General features: G+C 58.4%; 12 protein-coding genes. 8 read left to right on the top strand and 4 right to left on the bottom strand.

Translation table 11 applies throughout. The features are described 5' to 3' along the window. From ABIL25_07835 to ABIL25_07815, 5 genes are all read left to right on the top strand, one after another. Positions 1-505, top strand: a 505-nt coding sequence (locus ABIL25_07835; protein ID MEO0082184.1) for an FMN-binding protein, incomplete at its 5' end; no start/stop codon positions are given. Next, entirely contained in the window at positions 502-1,125 is a 624-nt protein-coding gene (locus ABIL25_07830) for an RnfABCDGE type electron transport complex subunit E (GenBank protein ID MEO0082183.1), read from the top strand. The genes ABIL25_07835 and ABIL25_07830, both read left to right, overlap by 4 nt. Next, positions 1,122-1,712, top strand: coding sequence for an RnfABCDGE type electron transport complex subunit A (locus ABIL25_07825; protein ID MEO0082182.1), 591 nt, complete (start codon positions 1,122-1,124; stop codon positions 1,710-1,712). Before ABIL25_07830 ends, ABIL25_07825 begins: the two co-directional genes overlap by 4 nt. A 9-nt stretch (positions 1,713-1,721) precedes the next feature. Continuing rightward, entirely contained in the window at positions 1,722-2,732 is a 1,011-nt protein-coding gene (locus ABIL25_07820) for a 4Fe-4S binding protein (protein ID MEO0082181.1), read from the top strand. Between the two features lie 68 nt (positions 2,733-2,800). Further along, positions 2,801-3,913, top strand: coding sequence for an acyl-CoA N-acyltransferase (locus ABIL25_07815; protein ID MEO0082180.1), 1,113 nt, complete (start codon positions 2,801-2,803; stop codon positions 3,911-3,913). 15 nt (positions 3,914-3,928) lie between these two features. On the opposite strand, the gene ABIL25_07810 is transcribed toward ABIL25_07815, so the two are convergent. Together ABIL25_07810 and ABIL25_07805 are read right to left on the bottom strand one after the other, a co-directional pair. Beyond that, complete coding sequence (locus ABIL25_07810; GenBank protein MEO0082179.1) at positions 3,929-4,423, bottom strand: hypothetical protein; 495 nt, start codon at positions 4,421-4,423, stop codon at positions 3,929-3,931. A 24-nt stretch (positions 4,424-4,447) separates the two neighbouring features. After that, complete coding sequence (locus ABIL25_07805) at positions 4,448-4,711, bottom strand: DUF4177 domain-containing protein (protein ID MEO0082178.1); 264 nt, start codon at positions 4,709-4,711, stop codon at positions 4,448-4,450. A gap of 153 nt (positions 4,712-4,864) precedes the next feature. Here ABIL25_07805 and ABIL25_07800 point away from each other — a divergent pair, with 153 nt between their 5' ends. The 3 genes from ABIL25_07800 (at position 4,865) to ABIL25_07790 (ending at position 10,742) form a co-directional block, all read left to right on the top strand. Then, a complete protein-coding gene (locus ABIL25_07800; GenBank protein MEO0082177.1) occupies positions 4,865-6,124 on the top strand; it encodes a HAMP domain-containing sensor histidine kinase in 1,260 nt (419 codons plus the stop codon). A gap of 27 nt (positions 6,125-6,151) precedes the next feature. Continuing rightward, the gene (locus tag ABIL25_07795) at positions 6,152-7,699 is read left to right on the top strand and encodes a response regulator (GenBank protein MEO0082176.1); all 1,548 of its coding nucleotides are present in this window, start codon (positions 6,152-6,154) and stop codon (positions 7,697-7,699) included. A 703-nt stretch (positions 7,700-8,402) separates the two neighbouring features. Beyond that, positions 8,403-10,742, top strand: coding sequence for a beta-propeller fold lactonase family protein (locus ABIL25_07790; protein MEO0082175.1), 2,340 nt, complete (start codon positions 8,403-8,405; stop codon positions 10,740-10,742). A gap of 3 nt (positions 10,743-10,745) precedes the next feature. Here ABIL25_07790 and ABIL25_07785 read toward each other — a convergent pair whose 3' ends face one another. Both ABIL25_07785 and ABIL25_07780 read right to left on the bottom strand, forming a co-directional pair. Continuing rightward, positions 10,746-13,889, bottom strand: a complete 3,144-nt coding sequence (locus tag ABIL25_07785) for a UvrD-helicase domain-containing protein (GenBank protein ID MEO0082174.1) — start codon at positions 13,887-13,889, stop codon at positions 10,746-10,748. A gap of 2 nt (positions 13,890-13,891) precedes the next feature. Next, positions 13,892-16,615: PD-(D/E)XK nuclease family protein (locus tag ABIL25_07780; GenBank protein MEO0082173.1), on the bottom strand; the 2,724-nt coding region annotated here is incomplete at its 5' end.

Below are 16,615 nucleotides of genomic sequence, written 5' to 3'. Positions count from 1 at the left end.
GACCAGGCCGAAGATTGCCAGGCAGCAGGAAGAGGCAACAAGTGCAGCGCTGAGTCAGGTGCTGCCTCAGGCCAGGACATTTCAGACCCAAGAGCACGATTCACTGTGGGTCGGCCTGGACGAGGCCGGCAGCAAGGTCGGTATTGTCATGCGGGTTGCGAGCCGAGGATATGGCGGGCCGGTTCCGGTTCTGGCCGGGGTTGATACCGCGGGCTGGATTGTCGGGATACGATTTGCCGGTGCGGCCGAGGGCCTCAAAGAGACACCGGGTCTTGGGCTCAAAGTTCTGGAACCGTGGTTTGGGCAGCAGTTTCTTGGTAAGACTACTTCGGAATTGAAACTCAGAAAAGACGGCGGTTCGATTGATGCGATCACCGGCGCCACGATAACAACCCGTGCGGTACTGAACGGTCTGAAACACGGGTTGGAGAAGTACGACTTCCGACCAGCCGGAGCCAGCGGAGCTGTTCCCGGGTTAGCGGTTCCTCAGGAGCCGAAGCCATGATGCCGAGCCGGCCGTCCCGCTGGTCCTATTTCACTGCCGGAATCATTCGGGAGAATCCGGTTCTGATTCTGATGATCGGCCTGTGTCCGACCCTGGCTACCAGTATTTCTGCCCGCGATGCATTGGGCATGGCCGCGGCGGTGACGTTTGTGCTGGTCGGGTCGAATGTGGTCGTGTCGCTAGTGCGCCGGCTCGTGCCCGATTCGGTCCGAATACCAATTTTTATTATCGTTATCTCCACTTTCGTTACGATCATTGACTACGTACTCCAAGCCTACCAGCCGGCGCTCTACCGTGTGCTCGGCGTCTTCGTGCCGCTGATTGTTGTCAACTGCATCATTCTTGGCCGGGCTGAGGCGTTTGCCTACGGCCATGGCGTATTCGATTCCCTGCTCGATGCGTTGGGCAAGTCGGCCGGGTATGCGCTCGTCATGTTCGTGATGGGCAGCCTGCGTGAGATTTTCGCCGCCGGCACCTGGTTCGGGATGCCGGTCACGCCTGATGCTTTCCGGGCTGCGCCGGTGCTATTCATGACCTTTCCGCCCGGTGCCTTCTTTCTCATCGGCGTGCTCAAGGCCCTGGTCAACAAACTGCAGCGAGAAGGGAGGCGTGGGTCATGAAGCTCAATCCAGCCCAGATTTTCATGGGGGCCTTTCTTGTCAACAACATTCTCCTAATGCGCTTCATCGGGCTGTGTCCGTTCTTCGGGGTTTCGACTTCGCTTAGTACTTCGGTCGGCATGTCGGCGGCGGTGCTTTTCGTCATGTTGCTTGCGGCGTGGGTTTCGTGGCTATTGTATCACGTCCTGCTTGCGCCGCTCGGCCTTGTGTTCTTGCGCACGGCGGTTTTCATCCTGGTTATTGCCGGCCTGGTTCAATTTGTCGAGATGGTTCTGAAAAAGTACGTCCGTGCGCTGTATTCGGCGATGGGCATCTATCTGCCGCTCATCACGACGAACTGCGCGATTCTGGCGGTGACATTCCTGAACATTGACTACCGGTTCAACCTGTTTCAGGCGACGGTATTTGCGCTTGGCACCGCAGCCGGGTTTGCGCTGGCAATCACCCTGTTTGCGGCAATCCGTGAGCGGCTTGAGGACGCGCCGGTCTCACCCTCGTTCGCCGGCTACCCGATCGCTTTCGTTGCCGCTTCACTTGTCTCACTAGCGTTTCTGGGGTTTGCGTCCCTGTTCGGGATTGCGTTGTAGGAGTTATTCTTGGATTTCGTTCTAGTTGCCAAAGCGGTTGCCGGCCTGGGTGGGCTCGGACTGGTGATTGCAGCGATTCTGGTCATCGCTTCGATGAAGCTGGCGGTAAAGGCGGATGAGCGCGAGGCCGCGGTTCGAGCCGCGCTGCCTGGGGCCAACTGCGGGGCATGCGGTTTTCCAGGCTGCGACGGCTATGCGGCGGCGGTGGCTGCTGGCAAGGCGGCAGTGAACGCCTGCACAGTTGGCGGTCCGGCAGTTGCGGCACGGATCGGCGAAATCATGGGCCAGGAAGCGGTTGCGGCCGAACCAATGGTCGCAGTTCTCGTCTGCCGGGGTGGCCGGGCTGAGGCGCCACGACGGTTCCGTTACGAAGGAACGTACAACTGCCGACAGGCCGCGCTCCTACTCGGTGGACCAAAGGCCTGCATCTACGGCTGTATCGGCATGGGCCACTGCGTTTCGGTGTGTCCGTTCAGTGCAATCAGGATTGGCGAAAACGGTCTGCCAGTAGTTGACGAGAAGCGCTGCACCGGCTGCGGCCGGTGCGTTCGCGAGTGTCCCAAGCAGACGCTTGCGCTCCTGCCCCGGTCTAAACTGGTATTCCTTGCTTGTGCCTCACACGACCGGGGCCGCCGGGTCAAGGAAGTGTGCCGGGTCGGCTGTATCGCCTGTGGCGTGTGCGTCAAGTCCTGTCCGGTAGGGGCGCTTACGCTTGTTGACAACCTACCAGTGATGGACTTTACCAAGTGCATTGACTGCGGTATCTGCGTGCACAAGTGCCCGACGAAGTCGTTTGTCGACCGCGCACCGGGCCGGCCTAAAGCCACAATAAACCCAAATTGCAACGGCTGCCAAGCCTGTATCAATGTGTGCCAGTTCAAGGCAATTGAGGGCGAAGCGGGAAAACAGCACCGCGTCATTGCCGAGCGGTGCATCGGCTGTGGCGAGTGTCGCAAGGTCTGCCCGGTCTCAGCGATTGACCTAGTTGGCGCACTGGGCCACTCGCGACGAGCAGCCTAGCGGTGCGGTACTCACCGCCCGACGGGCTTGACAGTGTCCACTCAGCACGGTAAGAATATCCTGCGGTCATGGTCAGCATAGTTGAGGTTCGAACCCCGGGCCAGCTTGAAGTTTTTCTTGACTTCCCTCGTAGGATATACGCAAATGACCACAACTGGGTGCCGCCGCTGAAGCAGGAAGTGAAGAAGCTGCTCGACTGTGAGCATCATCCGTTCTGGCAACACGCGCGCCGGACGCTGTTTCTAGCGGAGCGGAACGGTGAGATAGTTGGCCGCATCAGCGCCCAGGTGGACGACAACTACAACAACCTGTGGAACGAGAAGCTTGGCTCATTCGGTTTCTTCGAGACGGTCGAAGACCAGGAGGTTGCTGAGGTACTGCTTGGTGCGGCAACCGGCTGGGTGCGCAATCAGGGTATGAACATGATGCGGGGACCGATGAGTCCTTCTTCGAACGACGAATGGGGATTCCTGGTCCAGGGATTTGACCGGCCGCCGGTCATCATGATGCCTTACAACCCACCGTACTATCCGAGACTAGTCGAGGCCGCCGGCTTTTGCAAGGCCAAGGACCTGCTTGCCTTTATCAAGTACGCGACCACGCCGATGCCTGAACGGCTCGCCAATCTTGCCCGCAAACTGCGCGAGAACCCGCGTATCACAGTCCGGCCGGTCAACATGAAGGACCTGAAGCACGAGATGACAATCATCAAAGAGCTGTACAACGAGTCCTGGCAGAAAAACTGGGGGTTCTCGCCAATGACCGATGCTGAGATGGACTTGATGGCCGAGCAGCTCAAGGTGTTCGCTCAACCGGAGATGGTGCTTCTTGCCTTCTATGACGGCAAACCGGCCGGGCTTTCGATTACCCTGCCGGATATCAACCAGGTACTGAGCCACCTTGGCGGCAGGCTTGGCCTAGTTGGCAGCATCAGGTTCCTCTACTACCGGCGTCGGGTCAGTGGTGCCCGGGCGCTGGTCTTCGGGTTCAAGGCCGAGTACCGGCGGCTAGGTCTGCCGGTGCTACTGTTCTATGAGACCGAGCAGTTCATGCGCAAGAAAGGTTACCACTGGTGTGAGCTTTCCTGGAATCTAGAGGACAACCGCCTGATTAACGACTTCGACCGTGAACTCGGTGCCCGGGTTTACAAGCGCTACCGAGTTTTTGAGAAGGGCCTTTAGCTCAGCGTCCGTTGGTTACTCTGGCACGTTGCTATAGCGTGCAAACCGCAGGATAACGAGGAATTCCCGGAAGGCACCGAAGAACAGAAGCTGGCTTGCCATCCAGGAGCGGTGCACGGTCACTAATTGCTCCTTGTTGCCGGACAGGGCAAGGTACAATGAACGAAGCACCGCGTGGCCGATGACCCAGCCGCAGACTACGCCAAGACCCAGAGCGAACAGGTAATTGAAGCCGCCCATGTCGAACGCCAAGACCCGGTTCAGAAGATTGGCAAGCCAGATGCCGAGTGCAGCCGCAAGTACGAAGACACCGGCAAATGCGATAAATGGTTTGATACTGAGTGCACGCTCGGTCAAGTCGAAGAGCCGGCTCGCGGCGATGACCGCGGCAATGAGAAACACTGCTTCGTAGAATACTCTCGACAGGTCCTTGATGCCGCGTGTGAACTGGACTCCGCCGACACCGGCCACAAGCGCAATTGACAGCAGGTCAACCCAGTTGAATCTCATGGCTGTTCACACTGAAGACGGTCTTCACGCTTCAGGGGCAACTGCTTCGATTACCGGGCGTTTGAAGAACAGGATCGCCTTGGTGATGATGCCATCTTGGTTTGTGCCGTTTATTACGGAGACCAGTTCCCATCCCTGCGCGCCCAGTTCAGTGACGTACTGTTCGACGCCTTCCATCGAACTCCGAGCTTTGCTCTCGCCCGGCACCTGGACGCCCCAGCGTGCCATCAGTAGGACCGGGCTCATGTGAATGTCGATCCAGACGAACTTATATTCCCATTTCTTCAAGGGGTGCTCCTTTGGTTCATCTTAGTTCACGCTACGGCACCGGTCAAGCCGGGATAATGGTTCAGCGATCGCTTCCCTGGACGAATGGGTGCGGCTCCCGGTCGGCTTGACAGTGAAGAATGCCCGTCCTAGTATTCCCTGAGCGCACAGCCAATGCGTTTCAGAACCGGTCTGAGCTTCAGCGCCCGCATGCTTCAGCTCTATTTCATTATTGGAATACTGGCAGTAGGCGGATTTTGGTTCTTCTATTCCCAGTTCCTGTTGATACGGCTGTCCCGGCTGTGGCGGGACTACGCGGGCAACCTGGCGGTGCAACTGGAGAACGACACCCAGGTCCGAACGAGCATCTATGCGAAGTTCATGAGCCGGATAACCGAGCCTTCCTCCGGGGGGTCGCCTGAACTCGACATCATCTTCGAGGAAGTCATCAAGAAGATTGACTTCCCAGTGATTATCACCGACCGTGAAGGAAAGCCGATTTCCTACCGAAACCTCGGCGTCGAGAATCCGAGGCCAGAGGAGCTGGCGCGACTTGTTGCCGAGCTTGATACCCAGCACCGCTCGATTCCACTCTTGGTCGTAGACGGTGACTCTACCCGGCAGCTCGGCGAGATTCACTACGGCCTGTCGAACTCGGCGCTTGTGCTCCGCCGGCTGAATGCCAGTCTGACCGATTCGGTCCGTTCACTCCGGTTCTTCTCGGTTCTGCAGGTGCTGTTGCTTGTCGGGTTTGTGACGGTCGGGGTCTGGGGCATCCTTGTTTACAAGCGTCGGGAGCAGGAGCATATCTGGACCGCGCTGGCCAAGGAAACCGCCCATCAGCTCGCAACGCCTTTGTCCTCGTTCACGGCCTGGGCCGAGATGCTGCGCACCGACGACAAGCGCGAGGTGATGGAGGCAATGAGCCAGGACCTCGAGCGAATGCGAGAGATCCTTGACCGGTTCAGCCGAATCGGCTTGCCACCCAAGCTGAGTCCGCAGCCGCTCGGTGCGATACTCAGGCGGTCGGTCGAGTTTGTGCGGCGCCGGGCACCAAGGTCAATTCGGTTCAACTTGACGGTCCTGGCCGACCCTCAGGTGCTAGTTGACGAGGTTCTGTTGTCCTGGACGCTCGAGAACCTCTTGCGGAACAGCGTTGATGCCATCGGTGCACGCGAGGGCGAGATTGCGGTCAGTGCCGCGCCGGCAGACAACGGCAGGGCGCTTGAAGTCGAGGTGCGGGATACCGGTGAGGGCGTGAAGGTCGAGAAGATATTCGAGCCCGGGGTCACGACCAAGAAGCACGGCTGGGGTGTTGGTCTCGCGCTGGCCAAGCGAATCGTTGAGGACTATCACCGGGGCCGGCTAGTGCTGAAAGAATCAAGGCCGGGTCGGACCGTATTCTCGATCTTACTACCGGTGGTAAGGCAATAGTGCCGCTGTGACCGATGTGGAGTAGGCATGAGGATTCTCTGGATTGACGACGAAATAGACCTTCTGCGGCCTTTCATCTACGCACTCCGAGATAAAGGCTATGAAGTTGAGACCGCGACCAATGGACTGGACGGACTTGAGCTGGCGCAGCAGCGTGAGTTCGATCTCGTGCTTCTGGACCAGATAATGGCCGGGATGCAGGGGCTTGAGGTGCTGCGCCGGCTGAAACAGACCGACCCGAACCTGCTTGTGACGATGGTAACGAAGTCCGATGATGAGGCGGTGGTCAACGAAGCGTACGGCGACATGGTGGACGACTTTCTTATCAAACCGTTCACGCCGGCCCAGTTGCTCGCGGTGCTGAAGCGGCTTCTGGACAAGCGTCGGCTCGTGGCCGAGCGAATGGGTCAGCAGTTCATGGCCGCGATGAACCAGTCACGTGACCTTTCGACCTGGCCGGCGTGGGTTGAGTATTGCCGCAGTCTGTTCTACTGGCAGAATGTTCTGGGTCGCTACGGCGACGCGGCACTCAATGAAATTCAGGAGGACCGGTGGCAGCGGGCGAACGAGGAGTTCACAAGATTCGTCCTGGCCGAGTACAAGCGATGGCTCACGGCAAAATCACAAGTCACGAGTCGCGGGTTGCCGGTCTCGGACAACACGCCGGTGCTGTCACACCGGTTCATCGAGGAGTTTGTCCGGCCGCACTGGGAAGACCGGCCCACTTACCTTCTTGTGTTCGATTCGATGCGGCTTGACCAGTGGGAGGCAATTACGCCGCTGCTGCGCGACTACTTCGAAGTTGAGACCCGTTACTACTGTGCGCTGTTGCCCAGTGCCACGCCGTACGCCCGTAACGCCATCTTCTCCGGACTGCTACCGCTTGATATTCTGCGGCAATACCCGCAATACTGGGTATTCGATGAATCAGGCCAGAACCGGTTCGAGAAGGAACTGTTGACCGAGTACCTGCGCCGGCTCCGATTCACCGGCCGGTTCACATTCGTCAAGGCTCCCTCAAGCGACGACCTTCAGCGGGAAAGGGGAGCGTTGCTTGACTCCGGCGTCCGTTTCACCGTACTGGTATTCAACTTCCTTGATCAGCTCATCCATTCGGTCAAGACAACGCAGGTTCTGGACGAAATCATCCCGAACGACCAGGCATTGGTCGCGATGACCCGCGTCTGGTTCTCTTCCTCGGCGGTTTTCACGCTCCTTAAATCGCTGGCTCGACTTGATTGCCGCGTCGTTATCACCTCTGACCACGGCTTCATCCGGGTGAAGCGGCCCACGGTTATCCACGGCGGCCGGGAAATATCACCAAACCTGCGCTATAAGTTCGGCGGCGCACTGCGGGTGGACGAGCGGACGGCGCTCCTGCTGCGCGAGCCGGCGGTATTCGCGCTGCCAGCAGAGCATACGTCGAGCAACATCGCGATAGCCTTCTCGGACTACTACTTCATTTATCCTACAAAGCTGAAGCAGTACGAGAAGACGTACAAGATGAGCTATCAGCACGGCGGTATCTCGCTTGGCGAGATGGTCGTGCCGGTCGCCACGCTCCGGCCGAGGTAGCGGAGTCAAACAACTGCCAGCACCTGATCAGACCTCGGCTTCGGCAGAGTCCGCAGGAGCAGAAGCTCAGGAACGGGCGGATTGCAGGGCTTCGACACGAGCTGAAACAAGGGCATGGGCAAGGACTTCGCGACCGGCCTCGGATTCCGCATCAGCACGGGCTCCGAAGACCGCTCCGGAACAGGCCCCAGAAGCCGCATGGGGGCAAGCTCCGCAACCAGCTTGGGAACCCGCTTCGGAAGAAGCTGCGGTTTGCGCTCCGGAACAAGCTCCGGAGCATGCATCGGCTCTGGCTCCGGGGATAGCCGCCTCCCCGGCGACCCCTACCCTTGAATTATCGGCCTCGGATTCTGTCGCAACTGGCTGAAAGCGCTAGCGTTAGGTCTTGTTAGCCCTTGTCATTCAACTGCCGTTTCGTGCAACGGGCCCCGGGCATCTGTCCCAGGCAACCTGCAACCAGTCTAACATCCTGGGGTGGCGTGGGTTATGTTTCTCGGAAGTGCTGTTCGGCCTGTTCTTGTGCGTCTGAAGTCAGATTTTGCTTTTCCTTTCCCGGCGTGATCGTGTCGAGTCCGGGTGGTTCTCCATGCGGCAGCACGGCATACCACGGTTTGTGGCAGTGCCCGGTCCTTGATTGGTCATTGGTGTCAATGCCTTGACAGTTCCTCATCTTTGGCCTAGTATGATTTCGTAAGGAGGCTCGATGCGCAACATCAACATCGCCCTGCTTGTGTGCCTATCGGCCGCAACTTCGCCGGCCCAGTGGCTGGAGACGACAATCTACATCGGGGCACGGATGAATCAACCATGGGCGCTGGTCAGTGACTCTGCCGCCAACAAGGTCTATTGCGCGAACTTGGGCAGCGATAATCTGACCGTGATTGACGGTGACTCGAACTATGTTATCGCCACCGTTGGTGTCGGTGGTTGGCCATCGGCCCTGTGCCGCAACCACCGGAATAACAAGGTCTACGTCGCGAATCGGGCAAGCAGCAACGTCACCGTGATTGATGGAGCGGCTGATACGGTTGTTGCTGCTGCCGCCGCCGGCACTGAGCCCCGTGCCCTGTGCTATAATTCCCAGAACAACAAGGTCTATTGCGCCAACAGCGGTGACAGTACTGTGACTGTGATTGACGGAGTGACGAATCAGGTCACTGCCACGGTACGGGTCGGCGCTTCGCCCCGTGCCCTGTGCTATAATTCCCAGAACAACAAGGTCTATACCGCGAACTACAACAGCAACAGCGTGACCGTGATTGACGGTGCGGCCGACACGGTCATCGCTACGGTTCCGGCTGGTACGTGGCCGCGCGCACTCTGTTACAATCCCCAGAACAACAAGGTCTATTGCGCCAGTCAGCTCGGACCCCACGTGACAATCATTGACGGTGCGTCAAATCAGGTAATTACTACGATGATGACCGGAGCCGAGCCGATCGCATTGTGCTACAATCCCCAGAACAACAAGGTCTATTGCGCAAACCATACCTACCAGACCGTGACCGTGATTGACGGCGAGGGAGACAGCATTATTGCGGACGTGCGGGTCGGTTCCGGACCGATTGGGCTGTGCTACAACTCCCGGAACAATAAGGTCTGCTGCGCGAACTACTGGGATAACAGCATGACGGTGATTGATGGTACGTCGAACCAGGCAGATACAACGGTTCCGGTTGGCACCGGGCCGCAGTCGGTGTGCTACAATCCCCGGTGCAACCGGGTCTATACCGCGGACTGGGGTAGCCATAGCGTCACGGTACTTGACGGTGCGTCGCTTCAGAGGCTGGCGACGGTGACGGTTACCGCCGGGACTGAACCTCGGGCCTTGTGTTATAACCCGCAGACCAACACGGCTTATGTAGCCAATCATGGTAGTCAGAATGTGAGCGTTATTAGCGGGCTATCGAATCGGGTGATAGCGACGGTCAGCGCAGGCTGGTTGCCCTGGGACTTGTGTTTCAATCCCCAGAATAACAAGGTTTACTGCATCAATGTCGGCGATAACAATATGACGATAATTGACTGCGAGACCAACCAAGCTAGCGGTACCAGGGCCCTGGGCCAAGACCCGTGGGCCATATGCTACAATCCCCAGGGCAACAGGGTGTATTGCACCAACCGCCGGGATAACAACGTGTTTGTAATTGACGGTGCGACTGACTCGTTGATTGCGACCATCGGAGTTGGCAGCCGGCCCGGAGCGGTTTGCTACAATCCACAGAGTAACAAGGTTTACACAGCAAACTCGATGGGCAACACCGTATCAGTAGTTGATGCAACGTCGAACCAGGTCATCGCGACCGTACGAGTCGGGTCCTGGCCCTGTGCGCTGTGCTACAACCCGCAGACCAACACGGTTTACTCCGCAAACATGTACTCAAGCGACGTGACGGCGATAGATGGCGTTACGAATCAAGTGATTACCACGGTTCCAGCCGGTACTTATCCCTATGCGCTCTGTTACAACACGTGGAACAACAAGGTCTATTGTGCTAACGAAGGTGACTCGACCGTGACTGTAATAGACGGTGCTTCGAATCAGGTGATTGCGACCGTTCAAGTGGGTGACGACCCGTTTGCACTATGCTACAATCCGCTGAACAACAAGGTCTATTGCGCCAATCACGGCAGCAACACCGTAACCGTCATTCAGGGCGCATCGGACCAAGTCATTGCAACAATCGCGGTCGGTGCCGAGCCGACCGCCTTAGCCCACAATCCGGTTCAAAACCGTATTTACGTAGCCAATTATGCTTCCAACAGCATCTCGGTAATCCGGGACAGCATGACCGGCGTCAAGGAGCAACGGCCGAGCCCGCAGGCGGCAAGTAACAGGCCTGTGTTGACTATCGTGCGCGGCCGTCTGCCGTTGGCAGGTAACTGGGGCGCAGGCTGGTTGCTGGACATCACCGGTCGAAAGGCGATGGAACTTCAGCCGGGGGAGAACGATGTGAGCAGACTCTGTTCAGGCGTGTACTTCCTACGGTCAGCAGCCGGCGGCGGGCGGCCGCTCGTTCGCAAGGTCGTGATACAAAAATAGGGTCTAAGCGTCGGGCAGGCCGGTTTCGACGACCTGAGGCAGGGCGGTGAAGATTAGGAAGGTGCGTACCTTCTTCCCAGGATACAGCTTGCGGCAGGCCTCGGCATAGTAGCGAAGCTGACCCTCGTAGTACTCTCGGGCCAGTCTGGGAATCTCCTTCTTTTCCACTGAGTATGTCTTGTAGTCGTAAATACGTACCTCGTCTTCGGTGACAATGACACGGTCTATGCGTGCGGTCCAGACCGTGCCAGACTCGTCGCAGTACATGGCCGGCAGTTCGGCCTCGGACCTCGCCTGGGGTTTCACTATGTTCCAGATCGACTCGTTACGCTCCAGGTCCTGCACTGTGGACAGAATGGATGAGTGCAGGGAGGGGTCAAGACCGTCGAGGCGAAGGAGTCGCTGGATTTCGGCGGTGAGCTGTGGGACTTCGGTTGTCAGTCTACCCTTTGAGATTGCTTCCAGCACTTTGTGGAGAATCTCGCCGGTTCCGACTGCTTCCTCGCCGAACTCCTTGAAGTCAATGGCGAGGTTACGGGTTACGGCGCGAGTAGATGGCGGAGGTTCAGGTGAGAGCTGGCCGATGAAGGACTTGGGCCTGGTCTTTTTCTCTGGCTTCGGTGGGTTAGCCGCAGGGATATCCTGTGCAGTGAGGCAGTATACACCGGGGATTTTCTCGGTGAGGCAGAATCCGTCCTTGGTCTCGGCGAGTCCGAGATGCTCTTCGAGCCAGGACAGGGTGGAACTGCTGCCGTGTTTGCCCCAAACCCCGGTCAGGAACAGCGCGTCAGTTGCCCGCGTGCAAGCAACATAGAACACGCGCTTTTCCTCTTCAGCTTCCTTCTCGAAGTATTCGCTCCAGAACCTGTTCTCTTTGCGTGCGCCGGCGTCGGTGATGTATGAGGCCCACGCCTCCGTTGGCCCACGTTCCTCGATGAACAGCGGTCTGTCATTCCGATTCGCCAGAGAGTTGTCGCACTCGGTGTAGAAGACAACGGGGAACTGGAGACCCTTGGCTTTGTGAACGGTCATTATTTGAACCGCTTTGCCAGTCTCGACGCTAACGTCGGCACGTTTCTCTTCCGGCGCGGCCTCGAAGTACTCGGCGATGCGTAGCGGATGTCGTCCCTCCAGCTCGAATTGTTCGACAATGCGGAGGAACTTGCGGATGTTTGCCACCCGCTGCTCTTCCCAGAAGTAAGTCCAAGCCCGGCGTTCGGTCAGCACGTGTTCAATGATAGTCGAGAGGTTGTCGTAGTTGACCCGGCCAAGCCAGCTTCGGAGTGCGGCAGCGACCGATGTGATTTCCGGATTTCTCTGAGCGTATGCTTGAAGGCGTTCCCACAGAGAAGAACCCGGCTCGGCATTGGCGAGCAGAATGTCGCGTTCGGGCAGCAAGAAAAGCGGTCCCCGCAACAGCGCGTAGAGCGCGTTGTTGTCGGCCGGGTCAGCAAGAAAGGCAAGCAGGCTCTTGACATGACAGACCTCGGGTTCGGAATAGAAACCTTCGCCACCGACCGCAACAAAGGGAATGCGATGGCGGTTCAAAGCGTCAATGAGGAAGTGCAGATGCTTGTTGGTGCGGACCAGAATAGCGATGTCTCCGTAGCCGCAGACACGCGGTATCTCAGGCAGCTCGGGCTTGGACTGCCGTTCGTATATTGTCAGCGGCTCAGGACCAGCCACCAGGCTATTGATGCGGCGGCAGACCATCTCGGCTTCGAGGGGGCGCCGCACGTCCATGTTCCCATCGCTGCGGTCAAGCAGTATCTCAACTCGACCCGGCTTATCGTTCTTGCGGCCGCGCTTGAACGGTTCGTAGGGCGTGCGCCAGGGCGTCGAAGTCTGACTTGTCTGACCAGTCTGACTCATCAATCTTGAGAACAGCACATTGGTGAAGTCCACAATTGCCTGCAGACTGCGATAGTTGTACTCGATGGTCTTCTTCTCGAGGCGCTTGCCCAGGTTGGCACGCAGGTCGTTCTCAACTGCCGAGAATACCTCGACCTTGGCGTCGCGGAAGAAGTAGATGGATTGCTTCACGTCGCCGACGATGAAGATGGTCGGTTCGACTCCTTTCTCTGCTTTTGCCCCGCGGCCGGCGCGCCATTCTTCGGTCAGCTTGTCAATGATGGCCCATTGTAGGTAACTGGTGTCCTGAAACTCATCGACAAGCAGGTGGTCTGTTTCTTCGTCGAAGGCGCGGAGTATATTCTGCCATTGGTCGTCTTCGGAGATAATCTGTAGGGCGCGGTACTCCATATCCACGAAGTCCACGGCTCCGGCTTCCTGTTTGCGGTGCTCGTAGGCGGCAAGAAACCGGCGCTGGAACAAGTCGAGAATGCGGCCGAACTCGGCGTAGTCCTTGATTGACTTGAGTGTGTTGTAGTAGCGGTACATCTGCTCGTTCCACGCGACGAGTTTCTTGTCCTTGCCACGGCGAATCGGGCCGCCACCCTGGTTGCAGAAGGCAAGGCGGTTTTCATCCAGTCGGGCCAAAATGCTGTCAACCGTGTCGGCTGACAGCTCTTTCGGAAAAAGGCCGGGGTAGTTCGGAATCTTGCCAGGGCCAATCTGACTGGCAAGCAGTTCTGCACGTAGGGCGTGATAGTCGTCTTCTGCCGTCGGCTCGACGCGGGCACGCTCGACCGCGACGCGCTTCTTGTACAGGGTTGCGAACAGCTTCGTCAGGTCATCCCACGCCTGCTTTTTCTTCGCGGCGACCAGGTCCATCAGGGTGCGATAGTCCTCGGTGTCCGGATCGGCCGCGATGCTGGCAAGGGTCTCGTACAGCGCCTGGTTCCACAGCTCATCCGAACCTGCCTCGTCGAGTGGTTCGAGTGCCGGGTCTAGTCCGACGTGAGGTGCGAACCGGCGCAGGAGTCCGAGGCAGAAAGAATGAATGGTGGAGATACGCAGTCGGAGAATGTTCTCTCGGACCTTGCGGTACAACTCGCCATATTCTGGCTTCTCGCGCAGCCTCTTCAGTATCCGGTCCTTCATTTCGGCCGCGGCTTTGTCAGTGAAGGTCAGGGTAAGAATGCGTTGCGGTTCCACACCGTTCTTGAGCAGTTCGATGTATCGCTTGCTCAGTTCCTCAGTCTTGCCCGAGCCGGCCGGTGCCGCAACTATGAGGCTCTTCAGCATTGCTAGTCCCGGTCTCTCTTCGACGCAGACTCACCGCATAGAAACGCATTGGGGCAATCTTTGCACCCCTCTTTCATGTCAGCCGGTTGAGCGGGGAAGCTTCCGGCACGGATAAGATGGGCGATTTCGACCGCATTGGCAAGCGCAGCGCTGATGAGTTCCTCGACCGAGGCTTTGTCTCCGGCCAGCCAGTAAATCCTGGCCTCTCTCGTGGAATAGATGCCCATATTGGCAATTGTCTTGTCCTTGTGGTCGGTGTTCAGCAGGTGGCAGTAGACCGGGAGCTGAAGATGGGTCCTGTCCTCAATCACTTCGTGTGGTTTCACCGCACCGGAACTGCCGGTCTTGTAGTCAAGGACCAGTAATCGTTTGCCGTCAGAGTCATAACGATCAAGCCGACCCTTGACCAATACTCCAGGGCCCGCCTCGCCACGTAGCGTTACCTCAACGCCTGCCGGCTCGAATCCTTCAGCACGCAAGCCAACCTCGCACTTGACGATGTCGTCAATGCTGTTCTCGAACAGGCGGCGGGTAACCTCGGTCCAGAACCGGTTGAGCCCGAACTCGCCGATGACCGCATCCAGGCTGGCCAGAGCGCTGGACTTGAGCTTGTCGAGAGGAACCAGGCCTTCTTTGTACAGCCGGGCCAGGGCCCGGTGTACGATGAGTCCCCATTGCTGCGGTTCGATACTCAGTTTCGGCGGCTCGACCGGTTCTAGTCCGAGGACTTCGCTCACGTAGAAGCAGTATGGGCAGGCCCGATATTTCTCAAGCCGAGTAACGCTCAAGTGTCGGCTTGGACCGAACCTGGACTCGAGTGTGGCAAGCACTTCCTTGTCGCTGCTGAAGTCAACCGGTCGGACGGTCTCGGGCAGGACGATTGCCGATTCGGAACCATTGTAGCGCTGTTCCTCGGCAGGCGAAAACAGCCCCGGGGCGGGTTTGGCCTGAACCGGTTCCTGCTCGAGGAAGGGTGTGGGCAGAACAAGCTTTCCTTCCGCTCCTGAGTGGTAGCTGAGCCAAGGCGAAGTCTGACTGCTTCGGCGTGCTCGTTCAAAGTGAAACCGTTCGCGGTCCAAGTGCCAGTTCATATCAGGCATGCCCAGCTCGCGCCTGACCGAGTCTGGCAACAGCGGGTCAACTGGATAACGGGAAGGAAGACTTGATTCGGTCAGCGCGCCCAGGTATAGATGTTCGGGTTCAAGACCGAGGGTTTCAGCCAAAGACAGAATCAGGACCCCGCGCGGCGCCCGGTCGGACGTGCGCCGGCACAGGCTGACGAGATAGTTCAAGGTCTTGGCGAACTCAGACAGGTCAACCGGCCGCGCACCGAAGTCGGCCTCGAAGCCGGCGAGCGAGTCGAGGATATCATACAGCTCGCCTCGGTCCTCGAGCAGCAGACTCGCCTTCGGTTCCAGCGCGTCCAAGTTGCGGCAGAAGCCCGCAACCCCGAGCAGTTCCTTGAACCGTACCGCGTACTCGCCAAGGGTTCGGGCGCCAGCTATCATCGTCTCGGCCAGGCGAATTGCCTGCTTTGCCCGCTTCTCCAAGTCGCGGGCGAAGGAGCGCTCTTCGTCACTATCAAACCCATACTCGGGTTTGAGCCTTTCGGACAGGTGAAGCCAGGAATCGGCATCCTTTATGATGCCGGCCTCGCGCGCAGCCCGGTTCAGCGCAGCCGCGGCCGCGGCTCGGCCAGAGTCGTCGCGGTCCGAGCTGAGGCGTAAGAGCCCGGGCAGAAACTCGGAGGCAAAAGCCGCGGTCGTCGGAGTGCGTTCGTAACCGGTTTCCAGCGCGGCAAGGAGATTGAGTGCTGCGACTACCGGCGGTGAAGTGGTAAGTTCCCGGTCTGGATAGACGGTCGCAGGTATGCCGTATTCGTGGAACGTACGGGAAACAAGCGGAGCAAAGGCTTCAAGCGCGGGCAGCGCAACAATCGTGTCCTTGAGGTCGAGCTCGTTGGCGAGACTGCGTAGCTTTATGTCCCGGGCAATGCCGGCTAGCTCATCTTCGGCGGAGTTGAAGCGCAGAAGTGAGGGCTCGGGCCGGGCGGTCGGAGGTTCCAGCCGGGTGATGGTGAAAGACTGAGCCTCAAGGAACCGGATGAAGTCTGCAGCGAGCCTGTAGGCTGGTTCATTGTCCGGACCGCCGTAGCACAGGGCGAGCGTTTTCTGAGCCCGATTCAGAAGCGCAGTGATAAGCTCCTGCTCCAGCCGAGTTGGCGCGACAAAGCTGTCGAGTACAAGCAGCGGAATCGCCGGACCGGCTTCGGCCCGGCTTGCGGCCAGCGACAGGATGTCTTCGTCGTCAGACCAGCCGTTGCGCTGAAGCGCAGCATCGTACTGTTCAAGGATGTCAATAGCCTCGAGCGCGCGCGTCCGCGGCTTCTCGTAGGCATCAAGCAGCTCGGCAATGGTCTGTCTTGTTGTTTCGAGGTCTCGATTGGCGGCAGCGAGTTTCATGTCGCGGATGAAGTTGGCAACCGCGCTGCAGTAGCCGATGGACGGCGTGGCTGCGGCTTTGGTCATGGTTTTCTGCGCAAGCAGGTTCTGGACGAGCAAAGGCTTGAGTTCGTCTCGGAACCGCCGTGTAGCGCCAGTTTCCTCATGCAGATTGCGGGCAAGTTCGAACAGGGTCAGAAAGCGAGGCGGGATGAATGCGCCACGGCCAACGGACCGGGCGAGTCTGATCTGGACATCACGCAGCTTGCGCGGGCTCGGACAGAG

The organism is candidate division WOR-3 bacterium (genome assembly GCA_039801365.1).
In the GTDB taxonomy this organism is placed as follows: domain Bacteria; phylum Hydrothermota; class Tepidihabitantia; order Tepidihabitantales; family Tepidihabitantaceae; genus JBDRUN01.
The sequence above is the reverse complement of the archived record's forward strand: the minus strand, read 5'-3'. Positions and strand labels throughout refer to the sequence as shown.